Below are 18,598 nucleotides of genomic sequence, written 5' to 3' on the forward strand. Positions count from 1 at the left end.
ACCCTAACCAACGCAGCGCGCAGCGCACTCCCTGGAGAGTGCGCTTTCGCTGTCGGCTTTATTCGGCCTTGTCGGCCTGCTGCTCAGAGGCCTCGTCGGCCGTTTCGCCCTCGTCGACCGTGTCGCCTTCGTCGGCCGTGTCGCCTTCGACCTCGTCGCCCTCAGCGTCGGCCGGCGGGCCGAAGAACTCGGCAGTGTCGACGACGTTGCCGTCGGTGTCGGTGACGGTGGCGGCCTCGACCACGGCGGCCACAGTGAGCCCGCGGCGCACGTCGGCGAACATAGCCGGCAGCTGGTTGTTCTGCTGCAAGACCTGAAGCAGCTGCGCGGGCTCGATTCCGTACTGACGCGACATCAGGACCAACCGCTCGGTGAGGTCGTTCTGGCCGACCTGGATGTCGAGATCGTCGGCGATGGCGTCCATCAGCAGCTGGGTCTTGACGGCCTTCTCGGCGGCTTCGCGAGTCTCGGCGTCGAACTTCTCCCGCGAGCTGCCCTCGGCCTCGAGCTGCTCGGCCAATTTGGCTTCGTCGTGGTCGAGCCCGTGGATCGCGTTGTGCACGGTCTGGTCGACCTGCGCCTGCACGATCGCCTCGGGCAGCGGCACCTCGGTAGTCTCCAGCAGAAGCTCGAGAGCGTTGTCACGGATCTGCTCGGCCTGGTGAATGCGCTTGACCCGCTTCACCTGCTCGACGAGGTTCTCCCGCAGCTCCTCAATGGTGTCGAATTCGCTTGCCAGTTGGGCGAATTCGTCGTCTGCCTCGGGGAGCTCGCGCTCCTTGATGGACTTGACGGTGACGGTCACCTCGGCGTCCTCACCTGCGTGCTCGCCGGCGGCCAGCTTGGTGGTGAAGACCTTCGACTCGCCCTCGGCCAGTCCGACGATCGCGTCATCGAGGCCGTCGATGAGCTGTCCGGAGCCGACCTCGTGGGAGAGGCCTTCGGTGGCGGCGTCGGGCAGGTCTTCGCCGCCGACGGTGGCCGACAGGTCGATGGAGACGAAGTCACCGGTCTGGGCGGGACGCTCGACGCCCTTGAGGGTGCCGAAGCGGGCACGCAGCGACTCGAGCTCGGCCTCGACCTCGTCGTCGTTGACCTCGATGGGCTCGACGGAGATCTTCAGGGCGCTCAGGTCGGGCAGCTCGATCTCGGGACGCACGTCGACCTCGGCGGTGAAGACCAGCTCTTCGCCGTCCTCGATCTTGGTGACCTCGATCTCGGGCTGGCCCAGCGGGCTCACCTCGGTGGCGGTGACTGCCTCGCTGTAGCGGCTCGGCAGCGCGTCATTGACAACCTGCTGCAGCACGGCGCCGCGGCCGATACGGGCCTCGAGCAGCTTGGCCGGGGCCTTACCGGGCCGGAAGCCGGGCAGGCGGACCTGCTTGGCGAGCTCCTTGTAGGCGCGGTCGAAGTCCGGCTGCAATTCCGTGAAGGGCACCTCCACGTTGATGCGAACCCGAGTCGGGCTCAACTTCTCGACGGTGCTCTTCACTGCTGTACTCCTCGGGTCGATCATCGGTCGTGTGGGACGTTCGTTGGGCGTGTCGGGGTGACAGGATTTGAACCTGCGGCCTTCCGCTCCCAAAGCGGATGCGCTACCAAGCTGCGCTACACCCCGGTGCTGTATTTCTCGCGCCCGAATCCTACGGCCCAATGCCTGTTCAGCGGCAATCGACCTCGATGATGCGCTCTCAGGTGGGCCGATTGGATTTGATCAGGTCGGCGCCGGTACATTTGGGTCCGCGCAAGCACGCGGGCGTAGCTCAATGGTAGAGCCTCAGTCTTCCAAACTGATTACGCGGGTTCGATTCCCGTCGCCCGCTCTCGCAGAACCGTCCCCCTGGGGCGGTTTTTGCTGTTCTATCCACTGCCGGCCGGCCTTGGCGGCGCGGGATAACGCCCCGCATTCACCGAGGTACGACGCCACCGCGCCGACGGCGGGCAGCATCGCCACGTACCGGAACGGGGCGCGCGGGTGCGGCCGCTTGGCGAGTTCATCGCCGATCGCGTCGAAGACACCGATCAGCGTCCACAGTGCTTTCGCAATGCCCACGGGGCTGAACGGGATCGTCACCGGGGAGTGCCGGTCGGCCTCGTGGACCACCACCGACAGATCCCGCCCACACAACACCGAGGCGAGCATCCGGACCTGACGCCGTTGATCGGTGACCCCGAGTTCACGGGCCACCGCACACAGCACGATCGCCTGGCTGGCGAATCCGAGCAGATCCTGGATCGGCAGTCGCCGTCCCACGACGCCCAGCACGCCGGGAAACGCCACCGCAAGGGTGTTCAGTGCGCCGACCCGCCACACCCACCAATGGACCCTGTCGTCGACGTCCAGGTCGTCCCACGCGAGCGTCCCGGGGATGTCGGCGGCGTTGAGCACCCGGGAGACGGCGTTCGGCGGGGATTGCCGCTTGAGGCCGAAAGGGTCTGTTCCCCAGAGGATGTCGAGCAGCGGGTTGATGACCGCGACGGCCTGCGCCAGTGCGTCTTCGACGTCGGGGTCGGTGAGCGTGACGTCGGGGGTCGGCAACAGTTTCACCGTCCCATGATGTCCGATTCTTTGAGCTCTCAAACAGCCGAAATTATCGCGTGCGAATGTCATGATCGATTGGCGTTCACGTGGCCGACGACCAAAGGTAATGATGCGCCGAGGATTCCAGAGCACAGCTGTTCGTCAGTACGCCGCGTGTGCGGCCGCCGGCATCGTCACGCTCGGTCTGATGGCGGCACCACCCTCCCCCAGCGCTGCGCTGCCCCGCATCGAAGTTCACGCGGTCCAGCTCACGGCCGTCACCGCGCCGGCGACCCCCACATCGGTGGTTCGGACGGCAGCCGCGGGCCAAACCACCGACGACACCACATCGACAACGCCCCCAAACTTCCTCGCGTTCGCGGCTCAGGTCCTCGCGTACCTCGACAGTCTCGGCTTCGGGCCGGGCCCCGGTCTTGCCGCGATCGGCCTCAGCGGCTTCGTCGTGGCTTTCGCCGCAACCGCGTACGCCTGGAACGCCTTCGCCAACACCGTCAATCCGGGACTGAGTGCCCTCCGCATCCCGCGGGTGCCGAAGTTCCCGGTCTGTTTCGCCGGTCAGACCTGCGCCAGCGCCGCCTCGGCGCAAGCCAGGCCGATGACCGCGGCCAGCACTGTCACCACACCGGCCGGCCGGGGGATGGCGAAGGTAAGCAGTACCAAGAAGCCGACCTCATCCGCGGCGTCGGCTGCCGGTAAGGGCGGCAGCAAGCGCGGCAGAAACTAGCCGCTCCTGCGGGCCGCAGGCGCTTTCGCGGTCAACGTGGCGAATATCGCGGCGTTGACCGCCGCCGCGACGGTCGCGACACTCAGATCCCGCGCCTTGGCGTGCAGGCCCACCGCAAGCGTGAAGTAGATCGTGAGCATGGCCGTGGTGAGCCGTGCCAGCCCCGGCGACCACCGCGCCGACAGCAGACCGACCGCGGCGGCAGCCTTGATGGGTGTGAAGATCCATCGATACTTCGGCGGGAAATCGATCGCATCGAGTACCTGCGTCACGAACGGCAGCGGAATGGCGTCGCCGACGGCGCTCGCTGCCAGGTAAGCCGCCGACACGTCATAGGTGCGCAAGGATGCCATGGCCTCCACTATGGCCGATCTCGAGCACTATGGCCGATCTCGAGCACTATGGCCGATCTCGGGCCGCTCGACCCTCGAACTGCAGACGGCACAGCTGCGCATACGTTCCGCCCCGGCCCAACAGGTCGCCGTGGCTGCCCTCTTCTGACACCACGCCGTCCTCGATGACGACGATCTTGTCGGCACTGCGCAGTGTGCTGAGGCGATGGGCGATGGTGACCACAGTGCGGCCTTCCATCAACCGTTCGAGGGCCTCGATCACGAGGTGTTCGGATTCCGCGTCCAGCGCTGCGGTCGGCTCGTCGAGGACGAGGATGGGGTTGTCCCGGATCAGCGCCCGAGCAATCCCGATCCGCTGACGTTGCCCACCGGACAGTGTCGACCCGCGATCGCCGACCACGGTGTCGTAGCCGTCGGGCATGCGGCTGATGAACTCGTGCGCGTTGGCGAGTTCGGCGGCGCGGATGATCTCGGGCTCCGTCGCGTCCGGCCGGCCGAACGCGATATTGCTTCTGATGGATCCGCGAAGCAGCACCGTGTCCTGGAGCACGAAGCCGATCTGGCTACGCAGGCCGCGCAGCCGGTAGTCGCGAACGTCGACGCCGTCGATGAAGATCTGTCCGGCGTCGGGGTCACGAAAACGCGGAATGAGGCTGACGACAGTCGATTTGCCGCTCCCGGTCGGCCCGACGATACCGACCATCTGGCCCGGGCTGATCGTGAACGTCACGTCCCGCAATACCGGGACGCCGGGCCGGTAGCCAAAAGCCACATGGGAGAATGTGATACCGCCGCGTAACGGCGGCGGTACCTTTGCGTCCGGCCGGTCGGCAATGACCTCGTCGGCCTGGAAGACAGCCTCGACGCGCTCCAGCGATACCGCCACTTGCGCAAAGGTATTGGCCATCTCGGCGAGGTCACGCACCGGTTGGAAAAACCTGGCCAAGTAGGCGAGGAAGATCGTCAGCGCGCCGATAGTCATGACACCGGCCATGATCAGCAGCGAGCCACGCCACAACACCAGGCCGGTGCACAGCGCCACCGCCAAGGCGATGACCGGCGAGATCACCGACGACCGGCGGCGGGCTTGGAGCCAGGCCGTCATCGTCCGCGTGGTGGCATTGCGAACCTGTTGTTCCTGGTGATCCTCGCGGCCGAAGGCCTGCACTACCTGGATCATCTGCAGCCCCTCCTGCAGCGTGGCCACCAGATCCGACTGCTGCATCCGCACTTCTTTGACCGCGTCCCGCACGGCCCTGTTGACGCGCAGCACGAAGATCGCCAGGAACGGCACGACCGTCAGCGCGATGAGCGTGAAATCCCAACGGCACAAGAACATGACGACGACGATCCCGAACACCGTCAGGGTGTTGGTGAAGATGTTGAGGGTGGACACCGAGGCGAATCCTTGGATCGTCTGGACGTCACTGGTGAGGGTGCTGACGATGGCCCCGATCCGGTTCGCATCGTAGTAGGCCAGCGAAAGTCGTTGCAGCTGTTGGTAGAGGCGCAGCCGCAAATCGTTTCCGATGCGCTGGCTCAGGCCTTCGGTGAGGTAGTTGCCCGCATACATCGCCGCGCCCGCCGTGACGGCGATGAGCACGGTCCCGATTCCGGCGGCCGCCGCGATATGCGCCTTGCTGCCCAACTGCGACAGAATCGCGTTGATCCAGAAGAACTGGCGGTGCGTGCCGATGACGTTGTCGATGACGATCTTGAGGGGCCAGGGCGCGGCCAGTGTCATCACGATCTGCACCAGCATCGTGGCCAGGATCAGTGCCATCGTCACCCGGTGCGGGCGCAACACGTCTCGTAGCAACGGCGGGACGATCATCACCCGTCCGCCTGAGGGGCCGGCGGTGGATCGATGGGTGACAGCGAGATCGGCAGCAAGTGGGTGCCCGGTCCTTCGCCGGGGCAGCCGGTGCCACCGATGACGAGGGTCCGCTCACCGAAGAAGCCGCCGTCGGGGTTCGGGATCCAGTAGTCCGAGCGAGTGGCCTGGACGGCACTTTTGGGGTCGGTGCGATCGCAGAAGTAGGGATACTCGCCGCTGGTCTCCCACCGGTCGATGTTCCACCGATATTCGTATGCCACGGGTGCGCCCGGATTGCGGGCGTGGTCGCCGGCATTGTCCATGGTCGCCACGCACCCGTTCACATCGCAGTGAGTGCTGAACGAGACGGGCACCGTGATCGGATTCATCGGGGTCGGCGCACCGTTGAACGTCTGCCGCGAGAAGTCGATGAACAGGTTGTAGTACCCGTTCAGCGGCGGGGGTTCGGCGCCATCGGCATGGGCGACCGGCGACACGATCGACATGATCGACATGATCGACATGATCGACATGATCGACATCGCGCTAACAGCCACGGCGCTCACGAGATTCAGTCTCATCGTGTGTGCGTAACACATCAATACCTCGTGGGTAGCCGGATAGGCTGATCGCCCGGGAAATGCATTGCCGCCGTGGCGAGTACCTTTACCGCCGTCGCAGTGATCACTCCCGCCACAGCAAGCGACATCGGCCCGCCCCTTCCTAGGGGCCGCCTTCGTTGGCGGACTGCTCCGGTTCACGAGGAGAGGCCCGATATGGTTCACAGTTCAGAAGTGATCTACATCACATTAAGTCAGCCACCGACTCCATTGTCCAGACCGAGATGATTGGTGAAATACCAAGGGATGCCGACCCATTGGGCCAGCACGACGAGTACCAGCGCGACCATGCCGGCGACAAGCGCACCGGTGCGCGCGCGGGCACTCATCGGCGAGACCGCCAGCAACAGGAACAGGACAAAGAATCCGATTTCGACCCACGTCAGCACCCGCTTGGGTGTCGCTGCCGCGAGGTCGTAGTCGGTGAAGTGGGAGTCAGGGAAGCCGGCGAGGTAGAGATCGGAGCCGGCGATGAGCGCCAGCAGCAGCGCGGCGACTGCGCACAGCCCGCACGCCACCCGCGTCACGACGGGCGAGTGCTGTCCAGAGTTTTCCGGCACATGCGAATTATGGCGCAGAGCGCCCCGTCACATACTGCGTTGCCAGGATCGATACACGACCCGGCCCACCGTTGCCGGGTCCGGCTCGGGCGCGGTCATTGAGGTGTCGATCCCCGAATAGTTATCAAGGGCAAGCACTTCGCGAAGGTGGAAGGCCACGTCGCCCTCGGCATCGCGGTCAGGGCGCTTGAAATACTGGTTCTGCGCGGCTCCCGGTCGTAACCGTTCGGGCAGATTCCCGGTAACCGCGATCTCGCGAATGCCCGGCCCGAACAACGGCCGAAGCACACCCCCGAACCAGTCACCGCGAATGCTGCCACGGTGCACCGGGAACCAGAGGTTGGTCCAGCGAGTCACCGCGAACGGCGATTGCGCACCCAGCACAGCGGAATCACCAGAGCTGAAGCTCGCCGGGCCCGGCTCGACGGCATTGACAGGCAACGCCTCCGACCGGGGTGGACACCGGACCACCACTCCCCTGCGGGTCAGTCGGTCGAAAAGCTCACGCCGCCGATTGTCCGAGCGGCTGAGTCCGCTGAAGATTCCAGGACGGCCGATGAACAGGTCAGCGAGCGCCATCGTCGTCCCGACTGTTACGAAATCGGTTATCCGCCAAGGATTTCCCTGCATCCTCAGGTCCTGCCACAACGCGAACTGCGCGGCCTGGAAATCGTCGAGTGTGCCCTCCCCCGCCAATCCGTCGGCGGCCGACTCGAGGCTGGCCAACGACCCGAGACCATCGGGGCTCTCAGCCGGTGCCGCACGGAGTTCGTGGGTCTCTTCCCACAGTGTCGTCAGCGCGTCGTAGGCGATGTAGCCGCCGATGCCGTGGCCCACCAAGACAATCCGCGCGTAGCGGCCTTGGTGCAGCGTGTGCAACAAATCGACGAGCCCGCCGCGGATCGCCCGCCGGGCCGCATGGGACTCTGGCGCCATCAGGTCGAAGTAGCGGGCGACGTTGACGAATCCGGTCGTCAGGAAACTCCGGGTCAACGCTCGCGGCGCGGCGCGGAGCACGGCCAGCCCGATCGTCAGAACCACCACGCTGGTGGCCAGTCCGACGATCCATCCGGCCACCCCGGTGTGCAGGAAGTAGCCGCCCACCACGAACAGCACCACCAGCACCGCGAGCGGAACGAGCACTGCCAGCCACGCCGCGCGCCAGATGCCGAACAACTGGTCGGGCACGTGGCGCGGTCGGCGGAGGAACACCCGTGCGAGCGCGGCCATGAATCCCGCGTAGCGACTACTCGTCATCAGAAACGACGAGTCGTACTCGTAGAGTTCTACGCCCGCCGTGGGCACGACGTAGCGGCGCGCCTCGTAGGAGTCGGTGATCTCGACGGGTTGGGGGTAGTACGCCCAATGGTCCTCGTCCGACGGCAGAACTGTCCTGGCGAAGTCATCGAAGTTGTCCATGGGGCGGCGCTCGAGCAGACCGTGCACGAAAACGACGGCGGTACGTACAGTGTCCATGCTCAATCGTCGTCCATGCTCAATCGTCCTCCTGGGACTTGCGGCGAGCAGGTTAGCACTTTGCCAAAACGGCCACAGCCCACTTACGGCCAGGCGCACGATAGGCCATGGCCGATATCGACTTCTGCGTGGTCGGCGCCGGCTTTGCCGGGCTGACCGCCGCACTGCGACTCCGACAAGCGGGCCGGTCGGTGGCCCTACTGGAAGCCCGCGACCGAGTCGGTGGGCGTACGTTCACCGTCGAAGGCCCCGAACGCATTTGGATCGACCGCGGCGGCGCGTGGATCGGTCCGGGGCAGGACGCCATTTACGGGCTGATGAAGGAGTTCGGCGTCGGAAGCTACAAGCAGTACATCGACGGCGAGGCCATGATGGTCGTCGAGAGCAAGCACTACCGCTACGAGGGCACCATCCCGCTGACGATGAGCCCCTGGGCGGCACTCAACATGGGCGCGGTCTTCCTCGACCTGACCCGGCTGTGCAAGACGATCCCGCTGGATGCCCCCTGGGAAGCGAAGAACGCCGACAAGCTAGATCGCATCACCTACGCCGAATGGCTCGCCGACCGCACGCTGTCCAAACCCGCACACACGTTGCTTGAAGCGGCGATCGCAGGCCTGTACACGTCCGCTGCGTCCGAGACCTCGATGCTGTTCGTGTTGCGGCAGCTGGCCTCCGGCGGCGGGCCGTCCTTCGTGCTCGGCGTTAAGGACGGGTCCCAGGACTCCCGCATCGTCGGCGGCATGGGTGCGGTCTCCGGTGCCATCGCCGCCGAGCTGGGGGATTCACTCCAACTGAACACGCCGGTGCGGCGCATCGTCCACGACGACGACGGCGTCACTGTGGAGGCCGACAACACGACCGTGCACGCCAGCCGCGTAATCGTGGCCGTGCCGATCGCGATCGCCAGCCAGATTCTGTTCGAGCCGATGCTGCCGGTCGACCGGTCGTTCCTGCACCAGCGCATGCCCAGCGGCGCCGTCGTCAAGATCAACATCGTCTACGACGAGCCATTCTGGCGGAACGACGGCCTGACCGGCCAGACGTTCGCGCCGGGCACACTGGCGACGCTGACCATCGACGCCTCCACCGACCAGCCCAGGCCCGGGGTGATGTGCGTGATCACCGAAGGCGCCGAAGCCCGACGGTATTCCACGATGGACGCCGACGAGCGAACCAAAGAAGTGTTGGCCAACCTGGTCGACCGATTCGGCGAAAAAGCCGCCACGCCAGTGGCTTTCCTCGACCAGGACTGGTCGGTAGAGCGGTACTCGGGCGGCGGCATGCTCAGCCACTGCCCGCCCGGTGTGCTCACCGAATTCGGGCCTGCCATCACCGAGCCCTGCGGTCGCATCCACTGGGCGGGTACCGAAACGTCGGGAGTCATGCACGGCTGGGTCGACGGCGCCGTCCGCTCGGGTGAGCGCGCGGCCAAGGAGGTCATGCAGTGCGAACCAGCAGCGGTTCCCTGAACCAACCGCTACCGCGGCGGGTCGCCCTTCCACTGAAAGCTGTTGATGTACCTGCCTAAATCCTGGGCGAGTTGCAAGTTGGCACCCGACGGCAGGCTAGGTCCGTCGCCGGGCCGGAACGGCCGGAACGGGCGGTACGGGCCGATCGCGGCGCCGTAGCCGAGTTGATAGCCCACTGTCGCTTTCGGCAGAACGTAGGCCACGGTCGCGTCGGGCTGCTTCTCGTGCAGCAGGTCGTCGACAACCTGCTCTGCGCTGCATCCCTTGGCAGGAACACCGAACAGCTCCATCGTGCCGCCGTCACCGCCGGTGAAGACCGCGTTGACGCCGTCGTCCTCTTTGGAGATCGTGTAGGCCGTCCCGGGTCCCGGGACGGCCACCGACCACGAGCCGTCGGCCGGCGAGAAGCGCGGATTGGCTTGCACCGGAATGCCGGTCGGTGGCTGGCCGCAGTCCGGCGGGCAGGCGTATTGAACCGGCGGGGCGGCGGCCAGGAGCGACGCCGCAGTCGTCGCACCGACTATCACGACCAATCCCGCGATCATCGGGATCAGCAGCCGCCGCAGCGATGTGTACGGCACCGGCCGCGCCTCATATGCCCCCGCCAGCAGCGAGTAGCCAGGCACCAGCTCGCGGGACACCGACGGCGCGCTCATCGGCCCACCAACTCGGTTCCCGGTATCGGGCGGTCTCGCCGGCGCGCCTCCCGCGACGAGAGGGACGCGGCCTGCGCGGCAACACCGCACGCGGGGCAGAACGCCATATCGGGGACGACGTGCCCGCAGCTGGGACACAGGATGGGCAAGTCGGGTGAGGCGTAGAACTGCTCGCCGGACGGGTTGCGATAGTCGTGCACCGAAACACCCAGCGCGGCGGCGACACTGGCCGGCGGTCCCTGCAGCACCGCCCACCCGGCACCGGGCTGCCAGCGCACCGACAAGCCGTGGGCGGCCGCCCATCGCCGCAGCCGGTCCGGGGACTGGGTGTCGCTCAACTCTGCGGTCAGCTGAACGGTCTCCGCGCGCGAATCGCCGAGGTTCGTCGCCGCCTCCAGCAACACCGCGTAGGGTCCCGTATTCGCTTGCGCCGGAAGCACATCAGTGTGTGTCCGCGCCCCGCATCCGGCAAGCGCGAGCACGCCCGCCGACAGCAGGACCAGCACCGTACGAGTCATGGGCGAACCGAACCTATAGTGCACTGATGTGCGGTTCGCAGGAATCTTGCCCGCCGAGGACCACCCGACACCCCAGCAGATAACTCATACCGCAGCAGACCCGACGCGTCGCTTGACTTGGCTACTTACCGGTCCTAACTTGTTCCTTGCATCGCGCGAGCCGCTGGCAAACTCCTTGGCCGATCGCGTGGTTGACGTTGGGGGGGAACGTGGCTGATCGCCGCTCGCTGGACCGTCGGATACCACTGCGCAGAATTCTGCCGGTTACGCATGCAGTCGTCGCAGGTGCGGCGTTGACCGGCGGCATCGCCGCCGTGATCGGCGCCGCGTCGACAGAGCCTGCCAAACCCGCGGTGCAACTGACGTCGATCGAGTTCGCGTTCGTCCCGCATAGCCCTGCGGCCACCACCGACGACGACATCTGGCTGCTCGAGCACAACGCGAAGGCATCGGCCACCTCCGACTCCCGGCCCCTGGCCCTGGCCGCGGCGGCAGGCACCATGCCGCCCATCGTCGGGCCCGGCGGGTGGCTGATCGGCAATGGGCTCGACGCACCGGCCGACTGCACCGGCAGCGCTTGCAACGGCGGCAACGGCGGCCTGCTGTGGGGCAATGGCGGCAACGGCGCCAACGGCGGCAATGGCGGCAACGCCGGCCTGTTCTTCGGTAACGGTGGTGACGGCGGCGAAGGAACCGCGACGAAAGCCGGTGGCAACGGCGGTCACGGCGGCCTGTTGTTGGGCAATGGCGGCGACGGCGGAGACGGCGCGGCGGCGGTGTACGACGCCGCCGGAAACCGGACGTCGACGGCCACCAAGGGCGGAAATGGTGGTAACGGCGGCGCCGTCCTGGGCAATGGCGGCAATGGCGGCACCGGCGGCACTGACTACAACACCGGCCAAACAGTCGTCGGCGCCACGGGGGCGATGGGCGGCAGGGGCGGAAATGGTGGCTGGGTCAGCGGCGATGGCGGTGATGGCGGCAAGGGCGGCGACGCGCACGACAGCTTCTCCGGTCAGGCCATTGGCGGCGCCGGCGGCAACGGCGGATCGACCACCATCGGCGTCGCCGGCAGCGGCGGGACCGGGGGCACCGGCGATGCGGTCAACGGCGTCGGCACGGGAGGCACGGGCGGAGAAGGCGGATCATCCGTGACCGCTGGCGGGGCCGGCGGCAACGGCGGCGCTGGTACGTCCCAACAAGGCGGATCCTTCGGCGGCAAAGCCGGCATGGGAGGTCAAGGCCTCTTCGGCCCGGGCGGGACTGGCGGTGGAGGCGGCAATGCCAATACCGACGCGCAGACGGCCACCGCCGGCGATGGCGGCGATGGCGGCGCCTCGTTGCTCGGCCGCGGCGGCACCGGCGGCACCGGCGGCAATAGCGTTTCCCAGGAGTGGTCCTCCTATGGCGGCAAGGGCGGCGCGGGAGGAGCGTCGACCCTCAGCGCCGGCGGTACCGGCGGCAACGGCGGAACCGCCGACTCGACAAGCACCTTCACATCAGCGACCGTCGTCGGAGGCGCCGGCGGCGGCGGCGGTAGCACCGACGTCGGTACGGCAGGGCGCGGAGGTGACGGCGGCGCTGCCACATCCACGCAGTCGTCGTCCTGGGGCGGCAACGGTGGCAACGGGGGTATGTCCATGATCGGCAATGGCGGCGGTGGAGGCGAAGGGGGCACCGCCAGTTCCTCGAGCACCGATCCGAATGCCTTCGCATCTGGCGGCGTAGGCGGTCAGGGCGGCTACACCAATGTCGGTACCGGCGGAAACGGCGGAAACGGCGGCGGGACGACGGGAACGAATGCCGGCGGCACCGCCGGCGGTCGGGGCGGCGACGCTGGGGGCGCAATCGTCGGCACCGGCGGAAACGGCGGAAGCGGCGGAAACGGCACCTCCGAAAATGGCGTCGCGAAAGGCGGAAACGGCGGAAGCGGCGGTAACAACGTGGCAGGCCCGACCACCATCCTCGGCACCGGGGGCCGCGGCGGCAACGGGGGCGACGCGACAGCCAGCGGCACCTACTCCGCGACCGGCGGCACCGCCGCGGCGGGAGGTCAGGGCGGCGCGATCCTCGGTACCGGCGGTCGCGGCGGCAACGGTGGGTCCGCAACCGCGAAGGGCAACGGCCTCGCCAAAGGCGGGGGCGGTGGGAGCGGCGCGTACGGCGGGTTGATCGCCGGGACGGGTGGGAACGGCGGCAATGGCGGCAACGCGACGGCCTCGACGCCGACGAACGCCACGCCGGGCAAGGGTGAGAACGGCGGCAGCGGCGGGATCGGTGGATCAGGTGGCCGCAACGGCTCAGACGGCACCGCACACTAGGTATGGGGGAATTCCGATGAAACAGAATCGAACACGTCAGCCGTATGCCTGGCTTGGCGCGGGTGCGATCACCGTGGGGATCGGTGTGGCGCTGGCCGCCGGCAGCGCCGTCGCGTCCGCGGATACCGGACAATCGGGCGCCTCCGGGACGAAGAGCGAATCCAGTACCTCCGCCTCCAGTAATGCGGGCTCGGGACATCTACGGCCCCGAAACACTTTGGCGCCTTCAGCCGGCCGTATTACGTCCAGCCACACGTCGGCGACCGCCGCAGCGACCACCACCCAGCGCGGCACCGGCGTCGCGGCGGCCAAGCCGACCGCAACCACGACCGCCGCCGCCGAATCGACAGACCCCTCCTCGGCTGCCACTCCCGATCCCACCTACGGCAACGAGTCCTATCTACCTGGCAACGAAGTCATCGTGCCGGGAAGCGCGGTCAAGCTGGCATTGCAGCAGATCGCCCAGACCCAGAGCCTCCTGCAGGCCAAGACGTGGGGCACTGGCAATGTCGTGGCCGGTGTGGCTTCTGTTGTGCCCCAGATGTTTTTGACCGAGGCCGCCTGGGCGCTCAACACTTGGCAGAACTCCATCAACGGGGCGAAGGCGTCGGTGGCCAACACCACCGGAGTTCCGGTCGCACATCAGCTCGCCCAGCTGTCGCTGCTGGCGACACTGATGCTGCCGACGGCGGCGGGCCTGGCCCTGAACGCGGCCGATCTATCCGTCCCTGTCGTGGGGCTTCTCGGATCCCCCACCGCGGCATCCGAGGCCGCCGGGCTGATCGGAGCGGCGCAAACTAACGGCCAGGTCTACGCCTTGCGCTTGATGCGGACGGTCGGGACAAGCCAGATCGTCTACATCTCGGTCAACGGCGGTCCCGTCGTGCCCGTGCAACTGGACACTGGGTCCTCCGGCCTCACCATATTGCGAAAGTATGTGGGACAGAACAATCTTGGGCCGGCAACCGGGTCAGGCGAAAGCGGCTACGGCGACGGCAGCTTTTCGGTTTCCTACACCTATCACACGTACATGACGACCGTCGACTTCGGCAGCGGCGCGGTCACCGCACCGTTCAACATCAAGATCGTCGACGCGGATTCCGAAGCTGCGTTCGACAACTATGGAACCGCAGGCATCGGCACGGTGGGCACGCTGGGTATCGGAGCCAACTCCGGCTCCGGCCCCACCGTGCCTGCGCTACTGCCCGGTGAGACCAAAGACGGAGTTCTGATGTACCAGAACATCATCGGCTCGTGGGGGCTGGTGGTGTTCGGCCCGAATCCGCTGCCGTCGAAGGGGTCGGTCGCCGGTGGCCCCATCGGCAACGTGCAGGTGCAGGTCAACGACGGGCCGAAGACGACGCTCAAGACCAACGTCGACTCGGGTGGGGTCTACGGCGGCCTGCCCTATTCGGTCGCTGGGGACGCCCGCCAAGGCCAAACCCAAAGCCTGAAGCCGGGTACCAAGGTCTCGGTGTACTCCGCCGACGGTCAGACTCTGTTGTACGCCTACACCATCACCAACTCGAACAGCCCGGTTCTCTACGATGAGGCCACGTCGTCATCCCTTCCGAACACCGGCATGATCCCGTGGCAGCTCGGCCCGATGTACATCGACTACGGAACCCCGGATCGGTTGGGCGCCACGGACTTCGACTACTTCTGACAAACGTCAGGTGCGCACCTGGCGGCGGTAGGTCAGCTTGTCGAATTCTTGGCCGTATTCGTCGACGGCGGTGACGTCCATCTCGCTCATCAGGTTTCCCGGCCGGACGTCGACACGGATGAAGGCGTAGTTGCGGAAGCGTACCCGTGACCAGCCGACTGCCTCGGCTTGCTTGTGCTTGTCAGCCGTCCAGACGTAGCTGTTGGGCACGAAAGTATCGGGCAGCTCGTGGCCGCGGTAGCTCTCCTGCTCGCCGGGCTGGAAGTTGTATCGCGGCCGCCCGGCCGATCCCACCGTGTAGTAGACAGTGCCATCGGTCTCCGGGTAGACGATCGCGTTGTCCTCGGCGACTCGCGTGGGCACCCCACCCCGGATCGGGTCCGTGCGCTCGAACGCGTGATTGTGCCCTTGCAGGACCAGGTCAACCTGGTAGCGGTCGAACAACGGGCCCCACGCCGCCCGCACTCCCCCGTCGCTGGCGTGGTCGGCGACCGTGGCATAGGCGCAATGATGGAAGAAGGCGACGATGAAGTCGATGTCAGGGTTGGCCCGATGCGCGGCCAATGTCCTTTCCACCCAACTGTTTTGCGCCCCGTGTGAGTAACCGGTGTTGGCGGTGATCTCGTAGCTGACGTCGTTGGCATCCAGCGAGAGCACCGCAACATTGCCGTAGGTGAACGAGTAGACCGACGGGCAGCCCGCCGGGCCGTTGGCCGGGAAGTCCAGCCGCGCCAGGTGGCCGCCGTAGCCGTGCACCGGGTAGGCGGCTTCCATGTCGTGGTTGCCGGTGGCGAACATCCACGGCGTCGTCGACGCGCTGGCCTCGATGGAACCCAGGTACACGTCCCAGACGAACGGGTTGAACTTGTCGAAACCCTTGGGTGGGTCGCCCTTTCGGACGAACTGCGGTGACTTGCCCAGTCCCGTCGGGTCGGCGTAGGCGATGTCGCCGGCCAGCACATGAAAGTCGGGGCGCGAGGCGATGATCTGATTCAGCACGTTCTGGGTGTGCGCAACCCCCGGATCGTTGTCGGGCTTGTAGTAGTTGTCGTCGTAAATTCCCGGCTTGAGTCCCGGTGGAAGTGTGGGAGTGTCGTCGGTGCCCTGGTCGCCCATCATCGTGAACCTGAACCAGCCCTGGGCATTTCGCGCGCTGGGCATCGCAGTGGTCGCTGAGCGCACATCGCTGACAAAGCCGTCGTCGGTGCGCCACTGATAGAAGTGGGGTGTGCGTCCGGGCAGGCCGTCCACGGGGACGTGGGCGTAGAACTGCTCAGCAGAGAGCACTCCCCCGCTGCTGTCCGGGATCTGGGTCACCAGGTTGCGGATTTCGGCCTGGACCGTCGCCCCCAATCCGGGTGTCGGGCCGTGGTCGACGAATATTTTGGTTGCGCCGGGATTGCGGGACAGCTGGGCGGCGAGTCTCAGCTGGCTCGAGGCATCCGACCCGAATCCGACGCGGCGGCCTGCCACCCCCAGCGGTGCGTCCTGCGCGTAGGCGCGGCGCCCGAACGGCGAGACGCCCACCGCGGCGATCGCCGCCGCGGCCGCCGACCCACGCAGGAAGTTGCGCCGGGAAACCCGGTGACGGCGCAGATACGCCTGATGCCATTCGTGCTGCTCGGCCATTGTCATCCGGGCGGCTAACGCCGGCGGAATGCCCGTGTCGGGAATCTCCACCCCAGGATGGTGACGCACCACCCCCCGAGATCGGGGAATCCGCAGGAAACTCCAAGTGAACTTATTTGTGGGGCGGTTATGGGCGCCAGCGCTAATTACGACATGGTTTCGATTGCGCTCCAATCGTCCTCCCAGCTTCTCTAGCTAACCTCGCCTCCGTAAATTCAGCCCTAACTCCCGACACCCGCCCCGGTTGGGACCGTCGGCCAGGAGGCGCGTTGAGCGACTACATCCCCATTGGCGGCGCGTGCGCCGCGGGATTTGACGCGGTTCGCGACGCCTTCGAGGAGAACTTCACCTTTCGTGACGAAGTCGGCGCCGCTGTCGCCGTGTGGGTCGACGGGGACCTGGTGGTCAACCTGTGGGGCGGCTATGCCGACGCCCGCCGCCGGCGGCACTGGCGGCAGGACACGCTGGCCAGCGTCTTCTCCGGGACCAAGGGCCTCACCAGTACCTGCGTGCACCTGCTGGCCGATCGCGGCGAGATCGACCTGTACGCGCCGGTCGCCCGGTACTGGCCGGAGTTCGCCCAGCACGGCAAGCACGACATCACGATCGCGTCGGTGCTGGGTCACCGGTCCGGGGTGATCGCACCGCGAACCCGCATGCATTGGAGTGACACCACCGACTGGCACCGGGTGTGCGCCGACCTGGCCGCCGCCGAGCCATGGTGGCCGCCCGGCACAGCCCAGGGCTATCACATGGTGAGTTTCGGCTTCATCCTCGGCGAGGTGGTCCGGCGCGTCACCGGACGCACGATCGGCCAATATCTGCGAACCGAGATCGCCGAGCCGATGGGCATCGACGTGCACATCGGCCTGCCGGAGGCCGAACACGATCGCTGCGCGGAGATGGTCAACAAGCCGCACATCCGCGACGTGCTCGCCAACGGCGAGGCGCCGGGTCACCCCGTCTCCCTCGATGAGCATCCGATGGCCGGGCTGTCGATCGCAATGGGCTTCGTCCCGGACGACGAGCTCGGCTCGAACGAACTCACGCGGTGGCGCTGTGCCGAATTCCCCGGCACCAACGGCCACGTCTCGGCGCTGGGCTTGGCCACGTTCTACAACGGGCTGGCGCAGGAAAAGCTCTTGGGCCGTGACCATTTGGAATCGGTCCGGGTGTCGCAGGGCGGCTTCGACGCCGACGTCGTGCTCGGTGCGCGCGTCGCCGATCACGGCTGGGGGTTGGGCTACATGCTCAACCAGCGCGGTGTGGCCGGACCGAACCTGCACAGCTTCGGCCACGGCGGGTCGGGTGGCTCGTACGGGTTCGTCGACCTGGAACACCGCATCGGTTACGCGTACGTGATGAATTATTTCGACGCCACCAAGTGCAATGCGGACCCTCGCAGCACCGCGTTGAGCGACGCGGTCTACCGCGCAGTCGGCGTTCTTTGACCGGCAAATTCTCGTCCCTTAGGGCACATTCACAGGATCGGTACTGTGGACGCCATGAACGGTGTCCTGGTCGTGCTCATCCTTGTTGTTGTCGCGGCGATCGTGCTGGCGGTGGTGAGCTCGTCGCGGGCCTCGGGCACTCGCAATGCAGCCTCGCTGGCCGACGCCAAGGCTGACGCGCGGCGGGTGATCGAACGTCTCGGCGGCCAGGTGCTGAACCTATCCGGAAACAACGACGCGTCTACCCAGGCGCTTGCCGACGCCTCGGAACGATTCACCGCCGCCTCGTCGCAGATCGACCAGGCCACCACCGCCAAACAGGCGATGCTGGCCAAGGAAAGCGCGATCGAGGGGCTGTACTACGTGCGCGCCGCGCGTACCGCGATGGGCATGGATCCCGGCCCTGAGTTGGAGACGATGGCCGGTCAGAGGTCGGCGGGTGCGGTCACCGAGGACCGCAAGGTGCAGTTCGAGGGGCGCGATATCGAGGCGTCCCCGGTGCCCAGCCAGCGAACCCCGAACTACTACCCCGGCGGCCAGGTCGCGGGCCGTCCGGTGCCTGCCGGCTGGTACAGCGAGCCGTGGTGGAAGACGGCACTGGTGGCCGGCGCCTGGGGCGTGGGTTCGGTGCTGCTGTTCGACGCGTTGTTCTCCGGCATGGGCGGCGTCGGCTACGGCGCATCGGGATTCGAAAACGGCTACGGCTCGGGCTTCGACCAAGGCTTCAACCAGGGGTACGACCAGGGTCTGGACGCAGGCGGCGGGCAGGACGGCGGCTGGGGTGGGCAGGACGG

15 protein-coding genes and 2 tRNA genes are annotated in these 18,598 nt (G+C 66.8%); 7 read left to right on the forward strand and 10 right to left on the reverse strand.

Annotated features, from left to right (window positions below):
* Positions 1-58: 58 nt before the first annotated feature.
* A complete protein-coding gene (tig, locus tag CG716_RS26275; RefSeq protein ID WP_165774310.1) occupies positions 59-1,492 on the reverse strand; it encodes a trigger factor in 1,434 nt (477 codons plus the stop codon).
* A 52-nt stretch (positions 1,493-1,544) separates the two neighbouring features.
* A tRNA-Pro gene (locus CG716_RS26280) sits at positions 1,545-1,618 on the reverse strand.
* A 134-nt stretch (positions 1,619-1,752) separates the two neighbouring features.
* On the opposite strand from CG716_RS26280, the gene CG716_RS26285 reads away from it, so the two are divergent.
* Together CG716_RS26285 and CG716_RS26295 are read left to right on the forward strand one after the other, a co-directional pair.
* A tRNA-Gly gene (locus tag CG716_RS26285) sits at positions 1,753-1,823 on the forward strand.
* 906 nt (positions 1,824-2,729) lie between these two features.
* A complete protein-coding gene (locus tag CG716_RS26295) occupies positions 2,730-3,266 on the forward strand; it encodes a hypothetical protein (RefSeq protein WP_133067025.1) in 537 nt (178 codons plus the stop codon).
* Here the strand turns inward: CG716_RS26295 and CG716_RS26300 are convergent.
* From CG716_RS26300 to CG716_RS26320, 5 genes are all read right to left on the reverse strand, one after another.
* Complete coding sequence (locus CG716_RS26300; RefSeq protein WP_094484093.1) at positions 3,263-3,619, reverse strand: DoxX family protein; 357 nt, start codon at positions 3,617-3,619, stop codon at positions 3,263-3,265. The two genes, CG716_RS26295 and CG716_RS26300, sit on opposite strands and share 4 nt — an antisense overlap.
* A gap of 46 nt (positions 3,620-3,665) precedes the next feature.
* Positions 3,666-5,453, reverse strand: coding sequence for an ABC transporter ATP-binding protein (locus tag CG716_RS26305; protein WP_094484076.1), 1,788 nt, complete (start codon positions 5,451-5,453; stop codon positions 3,666-3,668).
* Positions 5,453-5,977, reverse strand: coding sequence for an MBOE_33420 family protein (locus CG716_RS26310; protein ID WP_094484094.1), 525 nt, complete (start codon positions 5,975-5,977; stop codon positions 5,453-5,455). Before CG716_RS26310 ends, CG716_RS26305 begins: the two co-directional genes overlap by 1 nt.
* 272 nt (positions 5,978-6,249) lie before the next feature.
* Entirely contained in the window at positions 6,250-6,615 is a 366-nt protein-coding gene (locus tag CG716_RS26315) for a hypothetical protein (protein WP_094484077.1), read from the reverse strand.
* 27 nt (positions 6,616-6,642) lie between these two features.
* Positions 6,643-8,091: a hypothetical protein gene (locus CG716_RS26320; protein WP_094484078.1), complete on the reverse strand. Its 1,449-nt coding sequence runs from the start codon at positions 8,089-8,091 to the stop codon at positions 6,643-6,645.
* 107 nt (positions 8,092-8,198) lie between these two features.
* Here CG716_RS26320 and CG716_RS26325 point away from each other — a divergent pair, with 107 nt between their 5' ends.
* The gene (locus tag CG716_RS26325; protein WP_094484079.1) at positions 8,199-9,563 is read left to right on the forward strand and encodes a flavin monoamine oxidase family protein; all 1,365 of its coding nucleotides are present in this window, start codon (positions 8,199-8,201) and stop codon (positions 9,561-9,563) included.
* A gap of 8 nt (positions 9,564-9,571) precedes the next feature.
* Here the strand turns inward: CG716_RS26325 and CG716_RS26330 are convergent, their stop codons facing one another.
* Both CG716_RS26330 and CG716_RS30925 read right to left on the reverse strand, forming a co-directional pair.
* A complete protein-coding gene (locus CG716_RS26330) occupies positions 9,572-10,219 on the reverse strand; it encodes a hypothetical protein (protein WP_234818044.1) in 648 nt (215 codons plus the stop codon).
* Positions 10,216-10,737 (reverse strand): hypothetical protein, encoded by a 522-nt coding sequence (locus CG716_RS30925; protein WP_094484080.1) that lies wholly within the window; start codon positions 10,735-10,737, stop codon positions 10,216-10,218. Before CG716_RS30925 ends, CG716_RS26330 begins: the two co-directional genes overlap by 4 nt.
* Positions 10,738-10,946: 209 nt before the next feature.
* On the opposite strand from CG716_RS30925, the gene CG716_RS30375 reads away from it, so the two are divergent.
* The gene (locus tag CG716_RS30375; protein ID WP_165774311.1) at positions 10,947-13,058 is read left to right on the forward strand and encodes a PGRS repeat-containing protein; all 2,112 of its coding nucleotides are present in this window, start codon (positions 10,947-10,949) and stop codon (positions 13,056-13,058) included.
* Between the two features lie 16 nt (positions 13,059-13,074).
* On the forward strand, positions 13,075-14,724 hold the full coding sequence (locus CG716_RS26345; RefSeq protein WP_094484081.1) for a PecA family PE domain-processing aspartic protease: 1,650 nt from the start codon (positions 13,075-13,077) through the stop codon (positions 14,722-14,724).
* Positions 14,725-14,730: 6 nt separating this feature from the next.
* Here CG716_RS26345 and CG716_RS26350 read toward each other — a convergent pair whose 3' ends face one another.
* Positions 14,731-16,359 (reverse strand): metallophosphoesterase, encoded by a 1,629-nt coding sequence (locus CG716_RS26350; protein WP_094484096.1) that lies wholly within the window; start codon positions 16,357-16,359, stop codon positions 14,731-14,733.
* A 263-nt stretch (positions 16,360-16,622) separates the two neighbouring features.
* Between CG716_RS26350 and CG716_RS26355 the strand changes: the two genes are divergently transcribed.
* A complete protein-coding gene (locus tag CG716_RS26355) occupies positions 16,623-17,804 on the forward strand; it encodes a serine hydrolase domain-containing protein (RefSeq protein WP_094484082.1) in 1,182 nt (393 codons plus the stop codon).
* Positions 17,805-17,858: 54 nt separating this feature from the next.
* Positions 17,859-18,598 (forward strand): hypothetical protein (locus tag CG716_RS26360; RefSeq protein WP_094484083.1); only part of this gene is annotated, 740 nt, incomplete at its 3' end.

The organism is Mycolicibacterium sphagni, assembly GCF_002250655.1.
Lineage (GTDB): Bacteria > Actinomycetota > Actinomycetes > Mycobacteriales > Mycobacteriaceae > Mycobacterium > Mycobacterium sphagni.

What these genes read in the sequence shown, in the direction of transcription:
- CG716_RS26295 (WP_133067025.1), top strand. Translation starts at nt 2,730, where the DNA reads ATGGCGGCACCACCCTCCCCCAGCGCTGCGCTGCCCCGCATCGAAGTT.
- CG716_RS26350 (WP_094484096.1), bottom strand. Translation starts at nt 16,359, where the DNA reads ATGACAATGGCCGAGCAGCACGAATGGCATCAGGCGTATCTGCGCCGT.
- CG716_RS30925 (WP_094484080.1), bottom strand. Translation starts at nt 10,737, where the DNA reads ATGACTCGTACGGTGCTGGTCCTGCTGTCGGCGGGCGTGCTCGCGCTT.
- CG716_RS26300 (WP_094484093.1), bottom strand. Translation starts at nt 3,619, where the DNA reads ATGGCATCCTTGCGCACCTATGACGTGTCGGCGGCTTACCTGGCAGCG.
- CG716_RS26310 (WP_094484094.1), bottom strand. Translation starts at nt 5,977, where the DNA reads ATGTCGATCATGTCGATCATGTCGATCATGTCGATCATGTCGATCGTG.
- CG716_RS26320 (WP_094484078.1), bottom strand. Translation starts at nt 8,091, where the DNA reads ATGGACACTGTACGTACCGCCGTCGTTTTCGTGCACGGTCTGCTCGAG.
- CG716_RS26305 (WP_094484076.1), bottom strand. Translation starts at nt 5,453, where the DNA reads ATGATCGTCCCGCCGTTGCTACGAGACGTGTTGCGCCCGCACCGGGTG.
- CG716_RS26325 (WP_094484079.1), top strand. Translation starts at nt 8,199, where the DNA reads ATGGCCGATATCGACTTCTGCGTGGTCGGCGCCGGCTTTGCCGGGCTG.
- CG716_RS26345 (WP_094484081.1), top strand. Translation starts at nt 13,075, where the DNA reads ATGAAACAGAATCGAACACGTCAGCCGTATGCCTGGCTTGGCGCGGGT.
- CG716_RS26330 (WP_234818044.1), bottom strand. Translation starts at nt 10,219, where the DNA reads ATGAGCGCGCCGTCGGTGTCCCGCGAGCTGGTGCCTGGCTACTCGCTG.